Genomic DNA, 18585 nt, shown 5'->3' with positions numbered 1-18585 from the left:
CCTGCGGCTACAGGTCGACGGCGTCGCCGGTGGGGCGAAGGATCAGGCAGCCCAGCGGCGGCAGGTTCAGCGCCAGGGATTGGTTCTGCCCGTGGGATTCATGGGGGTCGCTTTCCAGCGTCCCCCGGCTGCCCGCACCCGAGCCGCCAAATGCGTCGGCGTCGCTGTTGAGCAGCACCTGCCAATGGCCGGCCAGCGGCACGCCGATGCGGTAGTGCGGACGTGGTACCGGGGTGAAGTTGTGCACCACCAGTAGCGGCGCGCCGTCGCCAGCCAGACGCAGCCAGGCGTAGACGCTGTTGCGCTGGTCGTCGCCGATCAGCCAGTGGAAACCCTCGGCGCGATCGTCGAAGGCGTGGAGCGCGGGCTCCTCACGCAACAGCTGGTTCAGCTCGCGAACCAGTGCCTGGGCGCCGAAGTGCTCGGCGTAACGCAGCAGGTACCAGTCCAGCTGGCCGTCGTGGTCCCATTCGCGCCACTGGCCGAACTCGCAGCCCATGAACAGCAGCTTCTTGCCCGGATGGGTCCACATCATCGACAGGAACAGCCGCAGGTTGGCGAACTGTTGCCAGCGGTCGCCGGGCATCTTGCCCAGCAGCGAACCCTTGCCGTGCACCACCTCGTCGTGGGAGATGGGCAGGATGAAGTGCTCGGAGAAGGCATAGAGCAACCCGAAAGTCAGCTTGTGGTGGTGATGGCCGCGGTTGATCGGGTCTTCGCGGATGTACGCGAGGCTGTCGTGCATCCAGCCCATGTTCCACTTGTAGGCGAAGCCCAGGCCGCCCTCTTCCGTCGGCCGGCTGACGCCCGGCCAGGCGGTGGACTCCTCGGCGATGACCAGCGCGCCCGGCGCTTCGGTGTGTACCACGCTGTTGAGGTGGCTGAGGAATTCGATGGCTTCGAGGTTCTCCCGGCCGCCGTGGCGGTTGGGAATCCACTCGCCTTCCTTGCGCGAATAGTCGCGGTAGAGCATCGAGGCCACCGCATCCACTCTCAGGCCGTCGATATGGTATTCGCGCAGCCAGTGCAGCGCCGAGGCCAGCATGAAGCCGTGCACCTCGTTGCGGCCCAGGTTGTAGATGTAGGTGTCCCAGTCCTGGTGGAAGCCCTCGAAGGGGTGCGCATACTCGTACAGCGACGTGCCGTCGAAGTGCGCCAGGCCATGGGCGTCGGTGGGGAAATGCGCCGGCACCCAGTCGAGGATCACGCCGATCCCGGCCTGGTGGCAGCGGTCGACGAAACGCGCGAATTCCGCCGGGCGGCCGTAGCGCGCGGTGGGCGCGAAGAGCGACAGCGGCTGGTATCCCCAGGAGCCGCCAAAGGGATGCTCCATGATTGGCATCAATTCGATATGGGTGAAGCCCAGGTCGTCGATGTAGGGGATCAGTCGATCCGCCAGCTCGTCCCAGGTTGGCGCGCGGTTTTCCACCCACTGCCAGGAGCCGGCGTGCAATTCGTAGATTGACAGTGGCCGGTCGAATCCCTGGCGCTCGCCACGTTGCAGCATCCATTCGTCATCCTGCCAGGCGAAGGGTGTCGGGTCCGCTACCCGCGAGCCGGTGGCCGGCGGCATCTCGGTGGCCAGCGCCATCGGGTCGGCCTTGAGCGGCAGCAGGCCGTCCTGGCCGAGCAATTCGTATTTGTAGACCTCGCCCGGCTGCAGGCGCGGGATGAACAGTTCCCAGACGCCAGCCGGGTAGCGCAGGCGCATCACATGCCGGCGACCGTCCCAGCCGTTGAAGTCGCCCACCACCGAGACCCGCCTGGCATTGGGTGCCCACACGGCGAAACGCACACCGATCACGCCTTCGTGCTCCATCGCCTGCGCGCCGAAGCATTTGCCGAGCTGGCGATGGTTGCCCTCGGCGAACAGGTAGAGGTCCAGTTCACTTACGGAAGGGCCGAAGGCATAGGGGTCCTCGGTGACCTGCTCATGCTCGGGCCAGTGGATGCGCAGCCGGTACGGTGTCTTCCGGGGCAGGCGCGCAACGAACAGTCCACCGGCATCCAGCGGCTCCATGGCGACGAGGAATTCGTCCTGCGGCGACAACAGTTCCACCGCCAGCGCACCGGGCAGCCATGCCCGCACCAGTTCGCCCTCTGCGTCACGGTGCGGACCGAGGAAGGAGAAGGGATCGGCGTGGTCGGCACGCTGCAGATGGTCCAGGTCGCGGAGCGGTGTCATGTACGTCCTCCAATCAGATGTCGCGCCAGTTCGAACAGCCCTTGCAGCGGAACGTCCAGCCAGTCAGGGCGATGTCCGGCTTCGTAGAGCACTTCGTACGCGGCCTTCTCCAGGCTGAACAGGGCCAGCGCCGCGCCCTCGCCTTCGCGGCCATGCCATTCGTGCGGCAGGTCCACAGCGGCGGCTCGATAGGCTTCGAGGAAGGCGTCGCGGGCTTCGCGGCGATAGCGCAGCGCCAGTTCCGCGCGCGCCGCCTGGAGTTCTGCGGGCGCCTCGGTGCCCTGGGCGCTGCGCAGGGCCATGGCGGCGGCATAGTCGAAGGAACGCAGTACGCCGGTCACATCTTTCAGCGGGCTATGGCGACGACGGCGCTCGGCCAACGGGCGGTTCGGCTCGCCTTCGAAGTCGATGAGGAACGCATCACCCTGCACCACCAGGACCTGGCCCAGGTGCAAGTCGCCGTGGACGCGGATCATCACCCCGCCCTCGGCCAACCGCGCCAGGTTGGCCACGGCCTGCAGCAGTTCGCCGCGTTTCTCCAGCAACCAGTCGGCCATCACACCGCCACGCTCATCCAGGTGGCCGCGAGAGCGTTGCAGAGCCTCCAACGCCTGTTCGATCTGCGTGCCGATGCTGCTGTTCCAGGCGGCGCTGTCAGCGGCGCCACTGCGGTGCAGGCCGAAATCCGGCACGTCGGTGGCTTCGGCCAGCAACTGGTGCATCTCGCCCAATCGCTGGCCAAGCTTGCCGGCGAACAGGCGCAACTCTTCCATCACGTCGAACCCAGGCTCTGCAGCTTCCACACCCGGCAGCAAGCCGTCGCGCATGGCGCGTTCCAGCTGGTTCAGTGTCCAGCTCCAGGCATCGCCCTGGTTGCTCAGATAACCCTGCAGCAACATCAGGGTGTGCGGCTCGCCCCTGGCGTCGATACGCCGTACCTCGCCCAGCAGCGGGGCGATGTTGGCGTAGCCGCGCCGGCTCAGGTAGCCGCCCATCTCCGCCTCCGGATGTACACCGGGGAACACGCGGCGCAGCAGCTTGAGCAGCAGCTTGTCGCCGATCAGCGCGGAGCTGTTGGATTGATCGACGCTGAGTACGCGGACTTCCGCCTCCTCGCCAATCTCGCCGTACTGCGGCAAGCCGGGTTGCGGCAGGAACTGCAGCTCGCCGGCAGGGCCTTGCATCGTTGCTGTCTCGCGCAGCATGCGCAGGACCAGGCGGCTGAATGCGGGCAAGGCAAAGGCGTCGGTCAGCAGACCGACCTTGCGCCCGCGGCGTAGTCGGGCCATGGCCAGTTGCTGAGGCAGATCGGTGCCGGCGCCGCCTTTCTCCGGCACGGCAGCCAGTGGCAACTGATAGTGCTCAGCGCCCTCGGCCCCGGAGACTTCCACCTCCGACAGCATCGGTGCCGCATCGTCCTCGGTCAGTGGCATCGCATACAGCAGGTGGGCGCTGCCGGCTTCCAGGCGGCCGCCGGCGAACCAGCGGCGCTTGGGCAGGTAGCGCGGCAGTGAGTCGTTCTCCAGCAGCTCGCGTGGTGCACCGTTCATGATCTCGCCCAGGCGCTGGGCCAGCACCAGGGTTGGCAGCTCGGGCATGCGCTCCACGGGCTGCACGTGCCAGGCCGGCATCTGCTGGCTGTCGGCGAGGTAGAACCAGTAGAAACCGTAGGGCGCCAGCGTGAGCAGGTAGGTCAGCCGACCGATGGGCGGGAAGGAAGCGCCACCGAGCATCTCGACGGGCACCCGGCCGTCGAAGGCTGCCAGGTCCAGCTCCACCGCCTGGGCGGCGTTGGACAGGTTGGCGACGCACAGGAGGGTCTCTTCGCTTGCGCCCTCGCCCTCCGGCCGGTACTGGCGCAGGTAAGCCAGGATGCGCCGGTTCGGCGGCGAAAGCATACTGATGCTGCCGCGGCCGAAGGCCTTCTGCTGCTTGCGCACGCCGAGCATGCGACGGGTCCAGTTGAGCAGCGAGTGTGGGTCGCGCGCCTGGGCCTCGACGTTGACACCCTGGTAGCCGTAGAGCGAATCGAGAATCGGCGGCAGCACCAGGCTGGCCGGGTCCGCACGGGAGAATCCGCCGTTGCGGTCCATCGACCATTGCATCGGCGTACGCACGCCATCGCGGTCGCCCAGGTAGATGTTGTCGCCCATGCCGATCTCGTCGCCGTAGTAGAGGGTCGGCGTGCCCGGCATGGACAGCAGCAGGCTGTTGAGCAGTTCGATGCGCCGGCGGTCGCGCTCCACCAGCGGCGCGAGACGGCGGCGAATTCCCAGGTTGATGCGTGCGCGGCGGTCGGCGGCGTAGTAGTTCCACAGGTAGTCACGCTCGTCGTCGGTGACCATCTCCAGGGTGAGCTCATCGTGGTTGCGCAGGAAGATCGCCCACTGGCAGTTGTCCGGGATCGCCGGGGTCTGGCGCAGGATGTCGCTGATCGGGAAGCGGTCTTCCTGGGCGATGGCCATGTACATGCGTGGCATCAGCGGGAAGTGGAAGGCCATGTGGCACTCGTCGCCGGGGCCGCCGTCCGTCCCGCCAAAATACGGGCGCGTGTCCTCCGGCCACTGGTTGGCCTCGGCCAGCAGCATGCGGTCCGGGTAGTGGGCGTCCAGCTCGGCGCGGATCCGCTTGAGCACCACGTGGGTCTCGGGGAGGTTCTCGTTGTTGGTGCCTTCACGTTCGATCAGGTAGGGGATTGCGTCCAGGCGCAGGCCGTCCACGCCCATGTCCAGCCAGTAGCGCATCACCCCGAGCACTGCGCGCAGCACCTGCGGATTGTCGAAGTTCAGGTCCGGCTGGTGCGAGTAGAAACGGTGCCAGAAGTACTGCCCGGCCACCGGGTCCCAGGTCCAGTTGGACTGTTCGGAGTCGATGAAGATGATCCGCGTCTGGTCGTACTTGCCGTCATCGTCGGACCACACGTACCAGTTGCGCGCCTGGGAACCCTTCTTCGCCCGCCGTGCGCGCTGGAACCAGGGGTGCTGGTCGGAGGTGTGGTTGATGACCAGTTCGGTGATCACCCGCAGCCCGCGTTCGTGGGCTGCATCGATGAAGCGGCGGGCATCGGCCAGGGTGCCGTAGTCAGGGTGCACGCCCTTGTACATGGCGATGTCGTAACCGTCATCGCGGCGTGGCGAGGGGTAGAACGGCAGCAGCCAGAGGGTGTTCACGCCTAGCTCGGCGATGTAGTCGAGCTTCTCGATCAGCCCGCGAAAGTCGCCGATGCCGTCGTTGTTGGCGTCGAAGAAGGATTTGACATGCAGCTGATAGATGACCGCGTCCTTGTACCAGAGCGGATCATCGAGGAACGGTCGGGTCTTGCGCTTGGCCATGGTCGCAATCCTTAAGGGTTCAGGTCTCGGGGTGCAGGCGCCAGATGCCGAACGGCAGGTGCCAGGGCTCGATGCGCATCCACTGGCGCTTGCCGTGCCAGGTCCAGCGGTGGCCGTTCATCAGGTCCTCACCGCCCATGGACGCGTCATCGGGCAGGCCGAACTCCCAGAGCGGCAGTTCGAAGTCGGCTTCCTGGGCGTTGTCCGGGTCGAGGCTGACCGCGACCAGGATGAAGTTGGACAGGTCTGCGGTGCGCTTGCCGAACAGCAGGATGTTGTCGTTGAACGCGCAATAGGCCTGGAAGCCGAGATGGCTGTGCAGTGCCGGGTTCTCCCGGCGGATGCGGTTGAGCCGGGTGATCTCGCCGACGATGTTGCCGTGGGCGTGGTAGTCGCGCTGGCGCAGTTGGTACTTCTCGGAATCGAAGTACTCCTCCTTGCCCGGCACCGGGTCCGCCTCGCACAGCTCGAAGCCTGAGTACATGCCCCACAGGCCCGACCCCATGGTCGCCAGCGCCGCCCGAATGAGAAAGCCGGCTCGCCCGGAGCGCTGCAGGAAATAGGGGTTGATGTCCGGCGTGTTGACGAAAAAGTTCGGCCGGTAGCAATCGCGCAGCGGCGACTGGTTCAACTCGGTGAAATACTCCTCCAGCTCCTGTTTGGTGTTGCGCCAGGTGAAGTAGGTGTAGCTCTGGCTGAAGCCCACCTTGCCCAGTCGCGCCATCATCGCCGGCCGGGTGAAGGCCTCGGCGAGGAAGATCACCTGCGGATGCTCGCGGCGCACTTCGGCGATCAGCCACTCCCAGAATGGCAGCGGCTTGGTATGCGGGTTGTCGACGCGAAACAGGTTGACGCCCTGCTCCACCCAGCCCAGCACCACCTGCAGCAACCCCATCCACAGATCGGGTACGGCATCCGGGGCATAGAAATCGACGTTGACGATGTCCTCGTATTTCTTTGGCGGGTTCTCCGCGTGGCGGATGGTCCCGTCGGCGCGCCAGCTGAACCAGCCGGGATGCTCGCGCAACCAGGGGTGGTCCGGCGAGCACTGGATGGCGAAGTCCAGGGCGACTTCCAGGCCGCGTTCGCGGGCGGCTTCCACCAGGTCGCGGAAGTCTTCCAATGTACCGAGCTGAGGATGCACGGCGTCATGACCGCCCTCTTCGCTGCCGATGGCGTAGGGGCTGCCGGGGTCGTCCGGACCGGCCTGCAGGCTGTTGTTACGACCCTTGCGGTGTTGGCGACCGATGGGATGGATCGGTGGGAAATACAGGACGTCGAAGCCCATGGCGGCGATGTCCGGCAGGCGTCGGTGAACGTCGGCGAAGGTTCCGTGTTGCCCCGGCACGCTGCTTTCTGAGCGCGGGAACAGCTCGTACCAGCTGGCGAATTCGGCCAGTGGTCGCTCCACATCCAGTTCGAAAGTCAGGCTGCGGGTCAGGTACGGCCGGTGTTCTGCGCGCTGCATCACTTCCAGGGTGCGCGGCGCCATGAGCAGGCCGAAGCGCGCCTCGCGCTCTTCGCTGCCCTGCAGTTCGCGGACGATCTTCTCCAGCTCCGCTTCGCAGTCCTCCGGCGCGGTCTGCAGCACGTGCTGCAGCAGCTCGATGCCCTCGCGGAACTCCAGGTCCACCACCTGTCCAGCGGCGTACTTCTTCTCCAGCTCGTAGCGAAAACTCGCATAGCTGTCGATCCAGGCCAGCACGATGAACTCGGTGCGGCCGACCTGGGTCGGGGTGATATGCGCTTCCCAGTGGTCGTTGCCCATCGCTTGCAGGGGCGTTTTCTGCCACGGCTGACCCTTGCTCTCGCGCCAGGCGACCTCGGCAGCCAGCTTGTCGTGGCCATCACTGAAGATGCGCGCGTGGATGCGCGATGCGCGGTGGCTGATGGCCTTGGCAGCAAAACGACCGCTTTCCAGGCGTGGCTGCACGTCCTCGATGACGATGCGCGGCTCATTGGCGGCGGCCTCGGCCCGGCTGGCCGGATTTTCCCGTTCCATCGCGGCGCCCTCCTCGCGGTGGTGCGCGCTCCGTGGCGCGCTCGTGGTGGATTGGCGAGCTACAGGGGTTGGGAACGACGCTACGGCGGCAAGTTCAGGCTAATTGCGCCAGTGGTTGGCTCAAGAGGTCTTGCGCTTGGGCGTGGGTTTGCTGGTTGCACTTTTCTTCGCCGGCGCGTTGGCCGCCACGCGCCGCTTCCCGTCGCCCTTGAGGCTACGTTTGAGCAGCTCGGTGAGGTCGATGATGTCCGCGCCTTCGCCACTTTTCGCTTCCACTTGCGGGACCGTCTCCAGCTGTCCCTTGGCGGCCTTCTGCTCCACCAGGCGGTGGATTTCCTCACTGAAGCGGTCTTCGTAGTCCGCCGGTGTCCAGTGGCCGGACATGTCCTTGACCAGCCGCTCGGCCATTTCCGTCTCGCGCTTGTCCAGCTTCACCTTGCCCAGCGCCAGGCCCAGCTCGTCCACCTCGCGCACGTCCGCCGGCCAGCGCAGGGTCATCAGCAGGATGGCTTCGCCTTCCTCGCGCAACATCGCCAGGTGTTGGCGGCTGTGCATCACCAACTGGCAGACGGCGGCCTTGCCGGTCTTCTTCAGGGTGTCGCGCAGCAGCACGTAGACCTTTTCGCCGCGCTTCTCGGGCGTGAGGTAGTACGGCGAGTCGTAGAACGGCACCGGAATTTCCTCGATGTCGATGAAGCCGAGGATGTCGATGCTCTGGGTCGCCTCCGGGCGTGCGGCGCGGATTTCCTCCTCGCTGATGACCACATAGCGGCCTTTCTCCAGTTCCACGCCCTTGACGATGTGTTCCCTGGGCACCTCCTTGCCGGTGATCTTGTTCACCCGCTTGTAGCCAACCGGCTCCAGGCTGCGCTCGTCGAGCCAGTCGAAATCGGTGCCGCTGGAGCGCGAGGCGCTGTTGAGCGCTACCGGGATATGCACCAGGCCGAAGCTGATGGCGCCTTTCCAGATCACACGGGCCATGGGCAGTCCTCCTGCAAGGTCACGCCGTCATCGAAGTGCACGCGGCCCTCAGCGTCGATATCGCGTACCCGTGCGAGCATGCGGCGCGCCGCCGCTTCGGCTTCCGACGTGTTTCGGCTGCCGGGGGCATAGACCCACAGCACTTCCACCGCGGCGCCCTCGCGGATGACCTGGTATTCGATCAGCCCGCTGTAGCGGCCGTTCTCGAACATGGCGTCGGTCCAGGCGCAGGCCTGGGCGAATTCACGGAACATCGCGGTCCTCTCTCGACTCGTGAGGGGCATGTTTGTGGTTGCGCTCCAGCCAGCGCGGCAGGCAGTGCAGCACCAGCAGCGCCAGCAGCGTGCCGAGCACCGCCGTGGCCGAATGCCCCAGCCCGACGCTGATACCGATGGCCGTACTCAGCCAGAGCCCGGCCGCGGTGGTCAGGCCCTTCACTTCGGAGACTTGGCTGCCCTTGAGAATGGTGCCGGCGCAGAGGAAGCCGATCCCCGCGGCGATGCCCTGGATGACCCGACTGACGGCGTCCGCCTGCGCGCCACCTTCCCGGATCGCCATCACGAACAGTGCCGCGCCCAGGGTCACCAGCATGTGCGTGCGCAGGCCGGCGGCCTTACCCTGGCTCTCGCGCTCATAGCCCACGACACCACCCAGCACCACGGCGAGGCTCAGGCGCAGCGAGGCGCGGGTGATCTGCTCGACTTCGCTGAGGTCGGAGAACTCGGCCACCAGCGTCAGCCAGATTCGCTCCAATGTGTCCATGTCCGGCTCATGTTGAAGCCCTGATAAGAGTCCAGACCCGGACGAACGCCATTTGGTTTGCTTGATTTCGCCTGCAACCGCTGACCGCCCGGCAGAAATTCAGCAGTTCGTCCGCGGCAAGCCCCGCGTCTTCGTAGCCAGGGCTTGCCGGCTGTTGCTGTGTCGCGAGCGGTTCACTCCCCGCCGACGGGCACCTGCCAGATGTCCTGGGCGTACTCGCGAATGGTCCTGTCCGAGGAAAACCACCCGACTCGTGCAGTATTGAGCATCGAGGCTTTCCACCAGCGCGACGGTTTTCGCCAGAGCTGCTCCACGCGCTCCTGCGCATCCCAGTAGGCGTCGAAGTCCGGGCAGACCATGAAGCGGTCGTCATGGCGCAGACTGTCGACCAATCCGCTGAAGCGCTGCGGGTCATCCGGCGAGAATACCCCGCTGCTGATCGCCATCAGCGCCTCGCGCAGGCGTGGCGACTCGGCGATCTCGTTGTGCATGGCCAGCTCCCCTGCCCGTTTGCGAGCCTCCACCTGCTGCGCCTTGAGGCCGAAGATGAACATGTTCTCCGGGCCGATACGCTCGCACATCTCGACGTTGGCGCCATCCAGGGTGCCGATGGTCAGCGCGCCGTTGAGGGCGAACTTCATGTTGCTGGTGCCTGACGCCTCCAGGCCCGCCGTGGATATCTGCTCGGACAGGTCCGCCGCCGGAATGATGGATTCGGCCAGGCTGACGTTGTAGTTGGGGATGAACACCACCTTGAGCAGCCCGCGCACGGTGGGGTCGGCATTGACCGTGCGACTGATGTCGTTGGCCAGCTTGATGATCAGTTTGGCCAGCACATAGCTGGGCGCGGCCTTGCCGGCGAAGATCTTCACCCTGGGTACGCGTTCGGTGGTCGGGTCATTGCGGATGTCCTGGTATAGCGCCACGGTGTGCAACAGGTTGAGCAATTGACGCTTGTACTCGTGGATGCGCTTGACGTGCACATCGAACAGGGCATCCGGGTCGACACGCAGGCCCAGGCGCTCCTCGATAAGCACGGCCAGGCGCTGTTTGGCGTTGCGCCGCTGCTGGGCGAAGCGCTGGCGCACGGCGGACTTCTCGGCGTGGGCCGCCAGGTCGCGCAAGCGGCTCTCGAGGTTGTCCAGGACGTCGTCCCCGAGGGTGTCGACCAGCAGTTCGGTCAGTTCAGGGTTGGTCTGGAACAGCCAGCGGCGGAAGGTCACGCCGTTGGTCTTGTTGCTGATGCGATTCGGGTACAACCGGTGCAGGTCACGGAACACCGTCTCGCGCATCAGTTCGGTGTGCAGCGCAGAGACACCATTGACGCTGTGCGAGCCGAGGAACGCCAGATTCCCCATGCGCACGCGGCGGCCGTGGTCCTCCTCGATCAGCGACACCGACCGCAGCAGGGCGAAGTCGTGGATGTCCTTGGCGCGCAGGGCGTCGATATGGAAGGCATTGATCAGGTAGATGATCTGCATGTGCCGGGGCAACAGGCGTTCCATCAGCCCCACCGGCCAGGATTCCAGCGCCTCGGGCAGCAGCGTGTGATTGGTATAGGACAGGGTCGCCACGGTCAGCTCCCAGGCGTCGCCCCAATCCAGCCCACGCTCGTCCAGCAGCAGGCGCATCAGCTCGGCCACGGCGATGGCCGGGTGGGTGTCGTTGAGCTGGATGGCGACCCGCCCGGGCAGGCCGTACACGTCCTCGCCCTTGCCCAGGTGGCGCTGCATCAGGTCCTGCAGGGAGGCAGCGACGAAGAAGTACTCCTGGCGCAGACGCAGCTCCTGTCCGGCCTCGGTGCTGTCCGCCGGGTAGAGCACGCGGGAGATGCTTTCCGCACGCACGGTGTCGGCCACCGCCCCCAGGTGATCACCGGCGTTGAAGCGGTCGAGCTTGAGGGTTTCCTCGGCGCGGGCGCGCCACAGGCGCAAGGTGTTCACGCTGGCAGTGCGCCAGCCCACCACCGGCATGTCATAGGCGACCGCGCGAACGCGCTCTACCGGTTCCCAACGCTGGCGCTCGACACCATTGGCGTCCGGCTCGCTGTAGACGCTGCCGCCAAAGCCGACGCTGTAGGCGGATTCAGGGCGCTCGAATTCCCAGGGGTTGCCGAAGTCCAGCCAGGTTTCGGTGTGCTCCTGCTGCCAGCCATCGCCGATCACCTGCTTGAACAGCCCGTGCTCGTAGCGGATGCCGTAGCCGTGGGCGGGGATGTCCAGCGTCGCCATGCTTTCCATGAAGCACGCTGCCAGCCTGCCGAGGCCTCCATTGCCCAGTGCCGCGTCTGGCTCCAGCAGGCGGATGCGTTCCAGGTCCACGCCCAGTTCCGACAGTGCCTGACGCGCCACCTCGAGCAGCCCGAGGTTGCTCAGGTTGTCGATCAGCAGACGGCCGATGAGGAACTCCAGGGAGAGGTAGTACACGTGCTTGCGCGCGCTGCGATCGATGGCGCGGGTGGTTTCTTCCCAGTTGTCCACCTGGTACTTGCTCGTGGCCAGGGCCACCGCTTCGAACCAGTCATGGTCAAAGGCGTCGGCCGGGTCCTTGCCGACCGCATAGCGCAAGCGGGTGAGCACGGCATGCTTGAAGATCTCGACTGCCGACTGATCGGGAATGCTGTCCAGGGCCATTGCCGTCTCCTGCTTCTGTCGGTGACTGATTGCCGATGGCGCACGAGGCGCCCCAGTGCATCTGTCCGCGAGGAAAACGCTGAGTTCAGACCTTTTCCTTCACCGGCATGGCCCGTTCATCAGAAACGCCGAACGATCGGCGACGAGCGGTTTCTCCCCACTGTGGCCTGCGCTGGCGGGCCGGGCGCTCGAAGAGCGTGCACTGACGCATCAGCCAAGGGAGAACAAGCCATGCCACGGGGCGATAAAGACAAGTACACCGACAAGCAGAAGCGCAAGGCCGAACACATCGAGGAAAGCTATGAGAGCCGGGGCGTTCCCAAGGACGAGGCAGAAGCCCGAGCCTGGGCAACCGTGAACAAGCAGTCCGGCGGCGGCGAACGCAGCGGTGGCTCGGGCCGGAACAAGAGCGCACCGGCCAAGGCCGCCGCGCGGCGCAGCTCGGCCAAGCGCGCGGTAGCCACCAAGCAAGGCGTGCCGCGGCCTGACCAACCGCTGGAATCCATGACCAAGGCCGAGTTGCTCAACCGCGCACGGACCCGGCACATCGCCGGTCGTTCGAGCATGCGCAAGCAGCAGCTGATCGAGGCCTTGCGACGCGCGGCCTGATCTCCTGCGGCTCAGCCGTTGACCACCGTCCCACCGTTGACGTGCAGCACCTGCCCGCTGACATAGGAGGAGTCGCTGCTGGCGAGGTAGACATAGGCCGGGGCCAGTTCTTCGGGCTGTCCTGGTCTCCCCATCGGCGTGTTGGTGCCGAAGGTCGCGACTTCCTCGGCATCGAAGGTCGAAGGAATCAGCGGTGTCCAGATCGGTCCCGGTGCCACCGCGTTGACGCGAATGCCGCGCCTGACCAGGTTCATCGCCAGCGAGCGGGTGAACGAGGTGATCGCGCCCTTGGTGGATGAATAGTCGATCAGTTTCGGGTTGCCCTTGTAGGCGGTGATCGAGGTGGTGTTGACGATAGTGCCGCCCTCGCCCATCAGCGGCAGCACCGCCTTGGTCAGCTGGAACATGCCGAAGATGTTGGTGCGGAACGTCCGCTCCCACTGCTGCTGCGTAATGTCTTCCAGGCACTCCTGGGGATGCTGTTCCCCCGCATTGTTCACCAGTATGTCCAGACGTCCCCAGCGCTCCTCGACGCGGCGCGCCACTTCCGCGCAGAAGCCCGCATCGGCGACATCACCGGACATCTCCAGGCATTGCTGGCCGAGGGATTCGATGATCTGGCAGGTCTTGAGCGCGTCCTCGGATTCGTCGAGGTACAGCAACACCACATCGGCGCGCTCACGGGCGAATGTCACCGCGACGGCACGACCGATGCCGCTGTCGCCCCCGGTCACGATGGCGACCTTGCCGGCCAGCTTGGCAGCAGCACGGTACTCGCCGGAGACGAACTCCGGCTGCGGGCGCATCTGTTCCTCCAGGCCCGGCTGCTGGTCCTGGTGTTGTGGTGGCAGGGTTTCGGTCTCGCTCATGGGGTTCTCCTTCGATGCACCAGGGCATCTCGGATGGGTTCAACCACGCGGCGGCTTTTGCTGTCCGCAATGGCAGTGCGTGTCCTGACAGTGTTTTTCGCCATCCGGATGGCCGTCGGCGCAGGCCTGGCAACAGTAGGCACGGCCTTCGCGGTACACGGCCGTAGCTCCCAGGCTGCAGGAACAGCCGGGGCAGGAGCAGCGTTGTTCGTTCATGGCTTGGTTCCTCCAGGAGTCATCGACTCATTGGGTAGGCCGAAGCCAGGAAGCTTGGTTCAGGCTTTTTCACCAATGGCTCAGGCCGCCGACCGGCTTTTCTGAACCGTGCGCCCAGGGCTGCGTCCACTGCGGTAGTCGCAAAGCCAGAAGAAGGAGCAATTCCCATGTCGACTCCCCTCGCCTCCTCTTTCCTGCGCTGGTTGTTGCTGAGCTTCGCAGTGCTCGCCGGCAGCAGCTTCGCAGAGGGCAAGGACGATGAATCAGCCTTCATCTCCGCCGCCCTGACCAACAGCCAGCAGCAGCTCGCTCGCGCCCAGCAGGCTATCCGCTACGGCAAGACCCTGGCGGTGCGCGACCAGGCCCAGGGCGTGCTGGACGAACATTCGGCGATGCTCCGCGACCTGCAGACCCTGGCGCAGAAAAAGGGCGTGCCGGCGCAGAGCGACGCCCCGCTGAAGCCAGAGAACAGTCAGGCGCCGCTCACCGCCAGTGAACGCTTCGATCATGACTATGCGGTGGCGCAGTTGCGATCGAGCAAGGAAGCGGTGAGCTCCTTCGACCGCATGAGCAAGGAAGCCGCCGACGCTGACTTGCAAGGCTTCGCCCGTATCTGGCTGCCGATGCTCTATCACCAGCGCGAACTGGCGGACCAGCTGGTGGCGTCGCAGGCCCCCTGAACCGCCACCTTCAGCCTTCCAATTGGTCGATCATCCGGCGAGTCAGGCGCTGCCTGGTGTTGGCCCAGCCCGCCCACGGATCGGCCGCCACCAGGCGTTCGTCGACGTTGGCAATCGTCCACTGATTCGCGGCCTTGAGCGTGGCAAGCTCATCGCGACGAACCGGCACGGACACCGGCAAACCCTCTCGCGCCCGCACCGACCAGACGCAGACCGTGCTGGCGCCGCGAGTGTTGCGCAGATAGTCGATGAAGATTTTCCCGACGCGGTTCTTCGGCCCGGACACAGCACTGAAACGATCGGGCATCAGTTTGGCCAGATGCCGACTGATGGCATGGGCGAAGTCCTTCACCTCGTCCCAGCTGTGACGCCGCTGCAGGGGGACGAGAATGTGCATGCCCTTGCCGCCGCTGGTCTTCAGGTACGCCGGGAGTCCGAGTTCATCCAGCAGCGTCAGGGTCAGCTGCGTCGCCTCGATCATCCGCTGCCAGGGCAGTGACGGGTCCGGGTCGAGATCCAGGACGAAGCGGTCAGGCTTTTCCAGATCATCCAGGGTGGCGTTCCAGGTATGCAGTTCCAGAGCGCTCATCTGCGCAGCGCCCACCAGCCCCCTGGCCGTGGCGATCCGCAGCAGCGGCGCATGGCCCGGATCGAGTTTCGGATCGAGCGGCTGCGCGCCTGGGATTTCCGTGCGCGAGGCATGCCGCTGGAAGAACTGCTCGCCACCGACACCGTCCGGTACGCGCACCAGCGACACCGGGCGGTCAGCCAGCCAGGGCAGCAGGCGCTCGGCGGCCTTTTCGTAGTAATGCGCCACGTCGATCTTGCGCAGTTGGCTGGCAGGGTCGATCACCCGGTCGGGATGGGTGATGGTCACGCCCTGCAGGGTGTTGCCCGGTGTTCCCTTCGCAGTCTTTGTGTCAGCGCCCTGTGCGGCCTGTCTAGGTTTCTCCTCGACGATGGCCTGCACCGGCTTGTCACTGCGCAGGCCCTGGAATACCGCCTGGCGCACCAACCCCTCGCGGGTCATTTCGGCAAAGGCGACTTCGCACAGCAGCGCCGGGCGTAGCCAGGTCACGCCCCTGGCGTCCGCGCCCTTGGGCGCGTCCTTCAGCGGAGAGGTCTTGCGCTGAAGAGGTTTGAGCTGCTGATGAAGGGTTGCGAGACTCGCTGCGCTGAAACCGGTTCCGACCTTGCCGGCGTAACGCAGCGCTCCGTCCTCGTCATGCAGGCCGAGCAGCAAGGCACCGAAGTGCGAGCGCGAGCCTTTGGGCTCGCTGAAACCGGCAATGACGAATTCCTGCCGGCGCTTGCACTTGAGCTTGATCCAGTCGTGCGAGCGCTTCTCGGAATAGGGGCTGCCGGCACGCTTGCCGATCAGGCCTTCCAGGCCGAGACGACAGGCGCTGTCGAGGATGCTGCGCGGGTCATCGGTGAAGTCTTCCGAGTAGCGCAACGCTTCATTGGCATTGCCACGCAGGACACGCTGTAGCGCCTGGCGGCGTTCTTCCAGCGGCTTGCCGCGATAATCCGTGCCGTCCAGCCAGAGCAGATCGAACAGGGTGTAGTGGATCGGCGCGGAGACATTGGCATCGAAGGCGTTCTGCAAGCGCTGGAAATCAGGGCGCCCCTCCTCGTCCATGACCAGGATCTCGCCGTCCAGCCAGGCGGATTGCACCTCGAGCGCCGCCAGCGCCTTGCTCAGCTCCGGCAGCCTCTTCGACCAGTCGTGGCCGTTTCGCGTCATCAGACGCACCTTGCCCCGATCGAGACGGGCAAGGATGCGATAGCCGTCGATCTTGATCTCGTAGCGCCAATCGCCGGGAGGCGGTGCGTCCACCAGCGTGGCGAGTTGCGGGGAAATGGCGTCAGGGAGCGTGGCTTTGCGGGTTGTCGGGGTCTGCTTCGTCGACCTGGCCCGTTTCGGAGGCGTCTTTTTCGCCCCGGAGGACTCGCTGGGCAGCGATCGCCCGGTCACGACGCTCAGTGGCTCCTCGGCCAGGATGTCGAAGCGCGGATAGTCCCGCGCCTGGTCGTCGCGTCCCTTGATCAGGAACCATTGCGGCTGGCGACCCGCCATACGGGTTCGCACAAGGTTCCAGCTGCCGGCGAGCTTGCTGCCTTCCAGGCGAAACTTCAGAAGGCCGCTCTGCATGCCCTCGTGGGGGTCGCCGATGGGCGTCCAGCGGCCTTCGTCCCAGACGATCACGTCGCCTGCGCCGTAGTGTCCTTCGGGGATGTGCCCTTCGAAGCGCGCGTAATCCAGCGGATGGTCTTCGACCTCGATGGCCAGGCGCTTCACGCTTGGGTCCAGGCACGGGCCCTTGGGCACCGCCCAGCTTTTCAGCACCCCATCCAGTTCCAGGCGAAAGTCATAGTGCAAGTGGCTGGCGTCGTGCTTCTGCACCACGAAGGCGTATTCCCCGGCATGGCTGCCCGGCGCTTCACCGCTGGGTTCCGGGGTGCCGCTGAAATCGCGCTTGCGGGCGTACTCCTTCAGGGTCCGATTCGGAACGGCGGCGCGGGCCATGGGTCATTGCTCCTCATCGGGGTCGGAGTCATCCCAGGGTTTGCCGTCCAAAGGGCGCACGTGGCCTTCCTCCGCCTCATCCAGGCCGATGCCTCCGCCAATCTCGCTTTCGCGGCGAATATGCAGCTGCTTGTCCACCGGTGCGCTGTCGCCCGGCTCCAGCGGCGATTCGGTACCGTCCTCGTCGATCAGGGTTTCCGGGGCCAGATCGTCCATGCTCACGCCATCTTCCACGGCGCTGTCGCCCAGGGTCTCGCCACCGGTCTGGCCCATCTCGCGGCGGCGCTGCGCAGGAAACTCGCGCTCCACCTCTTCGGGCGAACGCTCGTCGCCGATGCGTCCTTCGGGAGCCTTCTCGAAATCCAGCTCGCGCACGCTGCCCATGCGGTCTTGGGTGTCGTCGATCTCGATGTGCTGCGGGTCGGGTGCTTTCTTCGCGGAGCTCTTGGCGGAATTGGTCATGGCGCTGCCTCCAGGTCTGAATGGTCCTGTGTGCGTTCAGGCCGGTTGAGCCGGCGCATAGCGCTGGAGTTCAGGTTTTCTGCCGGGAGGATCGGCAAGGACGGCAAGCCATCCGCCAGTCAGCCACCCGCTACTGCACCGGCCGCCAACCGGTTCTCCGCCAGCAGATGGTGCACCACCGCAACCAGCGCAGCCGCATCGGTTTGCCCCTTGCCACGCGCTGACTGGTAGGCCATGCGCTGCCGATCCGCGCTGTTGCCTTCCTCGATGATCCTGGCGGCATGGGCGAACAGCCGCTGACTTTCGTCGTCCAGCCAATCTTCAACGGCCACCTCCGCTCGCTGGAGCCAATCCCGCGCACTGACCACCTGATCGCCTTCCACCAGAAAGTGCCCCGCGCAGCCATGCCGCCGAGCCTGCCAGAAATTCTCCGCCAGCAAGGCTCGCTGCCAGTTCGGCTCTTCAGGTTCGTGTGCCTCCCGCGCGTGGCTGACCAGCAGACGGAACAGGCCGGCGATGCACAGCGCATCGTCGATCCGCGGACAGGCGTCGGGGATGCGCAGCTCCAGGGTCGGGTAATGCGCCGAGGGCCGCAGGAACCACCAGGCGTGACCGGGCTCGTGCATCAGACCGTACTGCAGGAGCAACGCAATGTAGCGCCGCCAGTGAGACTCATCGGTGAGTTGCGCGGGGGGCCCCATGCGCGGCCACTCCCCACAGAGCGACTGGCGATAGCTGACCAGTCCTGTGTCACGCCCGTCCCAGAACGGCGATGACGCACTCAGAGCGAGCAGCAGCGGCATCCAGGGCAGTACACGGTTCATCACGCGTACACGGTCGATGCCGCGCACCTCTACATGCACATGCAGACCGCAGAGCAAGCTTTGCCGCGCCACCACACCCGCCTCTTCGAACAACCGCTGGTAACGCGCGCGGAACGCCGGGGGCTGACGGTGCGCATGGGTGAAGGGATGGGCAGCGACGCAGAGGGTTTCCAGCCCGTGGGAACGGGATATCGCGCGCAATCGGCAGCGGCGGTCACTCAGAAATGCGGCTGCCTCGTCGAGCTGGCGCAGGACCGGGCTGACCAGTTCGTACTGGCACTGGAAGATTTCCTCCGCGACCTCCTCGCCCAGTACGCCACGGCAGGCATGGGAAAAGCCCAGTGGCACGTCGCGAGCGAGGTCCAGACTGGTGGGATCGAGCAGAAAGAACTCCTCCTCGATCCCGAAGCGGGGCAACGCGGGGCGTGCTGGCATGGCGGACCTCGCGGTATGGCGGTTACGGCTGGGACGCGCCGTCGCCAGTGGCGTTCAGTCTTTCC

The 18585-nt window shown here is 65.6% G+C and carries 14 protein-coding genes; 2 read left to right on the top strand and 12 right to left on the bottom strand.

Translation table 11 applies throughout. The features are described 5' to 3' along the window. Positions 1-7: 7 nt before the first annotated feature. The 7 genes from glgB to IB275_RS15550 all read right to left on the bottom strand — a co-directional run bounded on the left by glgB (position 8) and on the right by IB275_RS15550 (position 11895). Positions 8-2185, bottom strand: a complete 2178-nt coding sequence (gene glgB, locus IB275_RS15580) for a 1,4-alpha-glucan branching protein GlgB (RefSeq protein ID WP_192295885.1) — start codon at positions 2183-2185, stop codon at positions 8-10. After that, complete coding sequence (gene treS / locus IB275_RS15575; protein WP_192295884.1) at positions 2182-5517, bottom strand: maltose alpha-D-glucosyltransferase; 3336 nt, start codon at positions 5515-5517, stop codon at positions 2182-2184. The genes glgB and treS overlap by 4 nt, the downstream gene beginning before the upstream one ends. Positions 5518-5536: 19 nt before the next feature. Further along, positions 5537-7519: an alpha-1,4-glucan--maltose-1-phosphate maltosyltransferase gene (locus tag IB275_RS15570; RefSeq protein ID WP_192295883.1), complete on the bottom strand. Its 1983-nt coding sequence runs from the start codon at positions 7517-7519 to the stop codon at positions 5537-5539. A 120-nt stretch (positions 7520-7639) separates the two neighbouring features. Continuing rightward, positions 7640-8500, bottom strand: coding sequence for a non-homologous end joining protein Ku (gene ku / locus IB275_RS15565; protein ID WP_192295882.1), 861 nt, complete (start codon positions 8498-8500; stop codon positions 7640-7642). Beyond that, entirely contained in the window at positions 8488-8754 is a 267-nt protein-coding gene (locus tag IB275_RS15560) for a hypothetical protein (RefSeq protein ID WP_192295881.1), read from the bottom strand. The genes ku and IB275_RS15560 overlap by 13 nt, the downstream gene beginning before the upstream one ends. Then, positions 8744-9262 (bottom strand): MgtC/SapB family protein, encoded by a 519-nt coding sequence (locus IB275_RS15555; RefSeq protein ID WP_081519909.1) that lies wholly within the window; start codon positions 9260-9262, stop codon positions 8744-8746. Before IB275_RS15555 ends, IB275_RS15560 begins: the two co-directional genes overlap by 11 nt. A gap of 173 nt (positions 9263-9435) precedes the next feature. Next, complete coding sequence (locus IB275_RS15550; RefSeq protein WP_192295880.1) at positions 9436-11895, bottom strand: glycogen/starch/alpha-glucan phosphorylase; 2460 nt, start codon at positions 11893-11895, stop codon at positions 9436-9438. 231 nt (positions 11896-12126) lie between these two features. Here IB275_RS15550 and IB275_RS15545 point away from each other — a divergent pair, with 231 nt between their 5' ends. Beyond that, positions 12127-12504, top strand: coding sequence for a Rho termination factor N-terminal domain-containing protein (locus IB275_RS15545; RefSeq protein ID WP_192295879.1), 378 nt, complete (start codon positions 12127-12129; stop codon positions 12502-12504). A gap of 11 nt (positions 12505-12515) precedes the next feature. Here IB275_RS15545 and IB275_RS15540 read toward each other — a convergent pair whose 3' ends face one another. Both IB275_RS15540 and IB275_RS15535 read right to left on the bottom strand, forming a co-directional pair. Beyond that, a complete protein-coding gene (locus tag IB275_RS15540; RefSeq protein WP_151187084.1) occupies positions 12516-13373 on the bottom strand; it encodes an SDR family oxidoreductase in 858 nt (285 codons plus the stop codon). 39 nt (positions 13374-13412) lie between these two features. Continuing rightward, positions 13413-13589: a metallothionein gene (locus tag IB275_RS15535; protein WP_151187083.1), complete on the bottom strand. Its 177-nt coding sequence runs from the start codon at positions 13587-13589 to the stop codon at positions 13413-13415. A 167-nt stretch (positions 13590-13756) separates the two neighbouring features. On the opposite strand from IB275_RS15535, the gene IB275_RS15530 reads away from it, so the two are divergent. Continuing rightward, complete coding sequence (locus IB275_RS15530; RefSeq protein ID WP_192319018.1) at positions 13757-14269, top strand: DUF4142 domain-containing protein; 513 nt, start codon at positions 13757-13759, stop codon at positions 14267-14269. 10 nt (positions 14270-14279) lie between these two features. On the opposite strand, the gene ligD is transcribed toward IB275_RS15530, so the two are convergent. From ligD to IB275_RS15515, 3 genes are all read right to left on the bottom strand, one after another. After that, the gene (gene ligD, locus IB275_RS15525) at positions 14280-16799 is read right to left on the bottom strand and encodes a DNA ligase D (protein WP_192295877.1); all 2520 of its coding nucleotides are present in this window, start codon (positions 16797-16799) and stop codon (positions 14280-14282) included. 3 nt (positions 16800-16802) lie between these two features. Next, positions 16803-17261 carry a phosphotransferase system, HPr-related protein gene (locus IB275_RS15520; protein ID WP_192295876.1) on the bottom strand — a complete coding sequence of 153 codons (459 nt, stop codon included), beginning with the start codon at positions 17259-17261 and terminating at the stop codon, positions 16803-16805. Between the two features lie 119 nt (positions 17262-17380). Next, positions 17381-18520, bottom strand: coding sequence for a carboxylate-amine ligase (locus IB275_RS15515; RefSeq protein WP_192295875.1), 1140 nt, complete (start codon positions 18518-18520; stop codon positions 17381-17383). Positions 18521-18585: the final 65 nt, after the last annotated feature.

It is taken from the genome of Pseudomonas sp. PDM21, from assembly GCF_014852505.2.
Classification (GTDB): Bacteria; Pseudomonadota; Gammaproteobacteria; order Pseudomonadales; family Pseudomonadaceae; genus Pseudomonas.
This window is presented reverse-complemented; position numbering and strand designations above follow the sequence as displayed.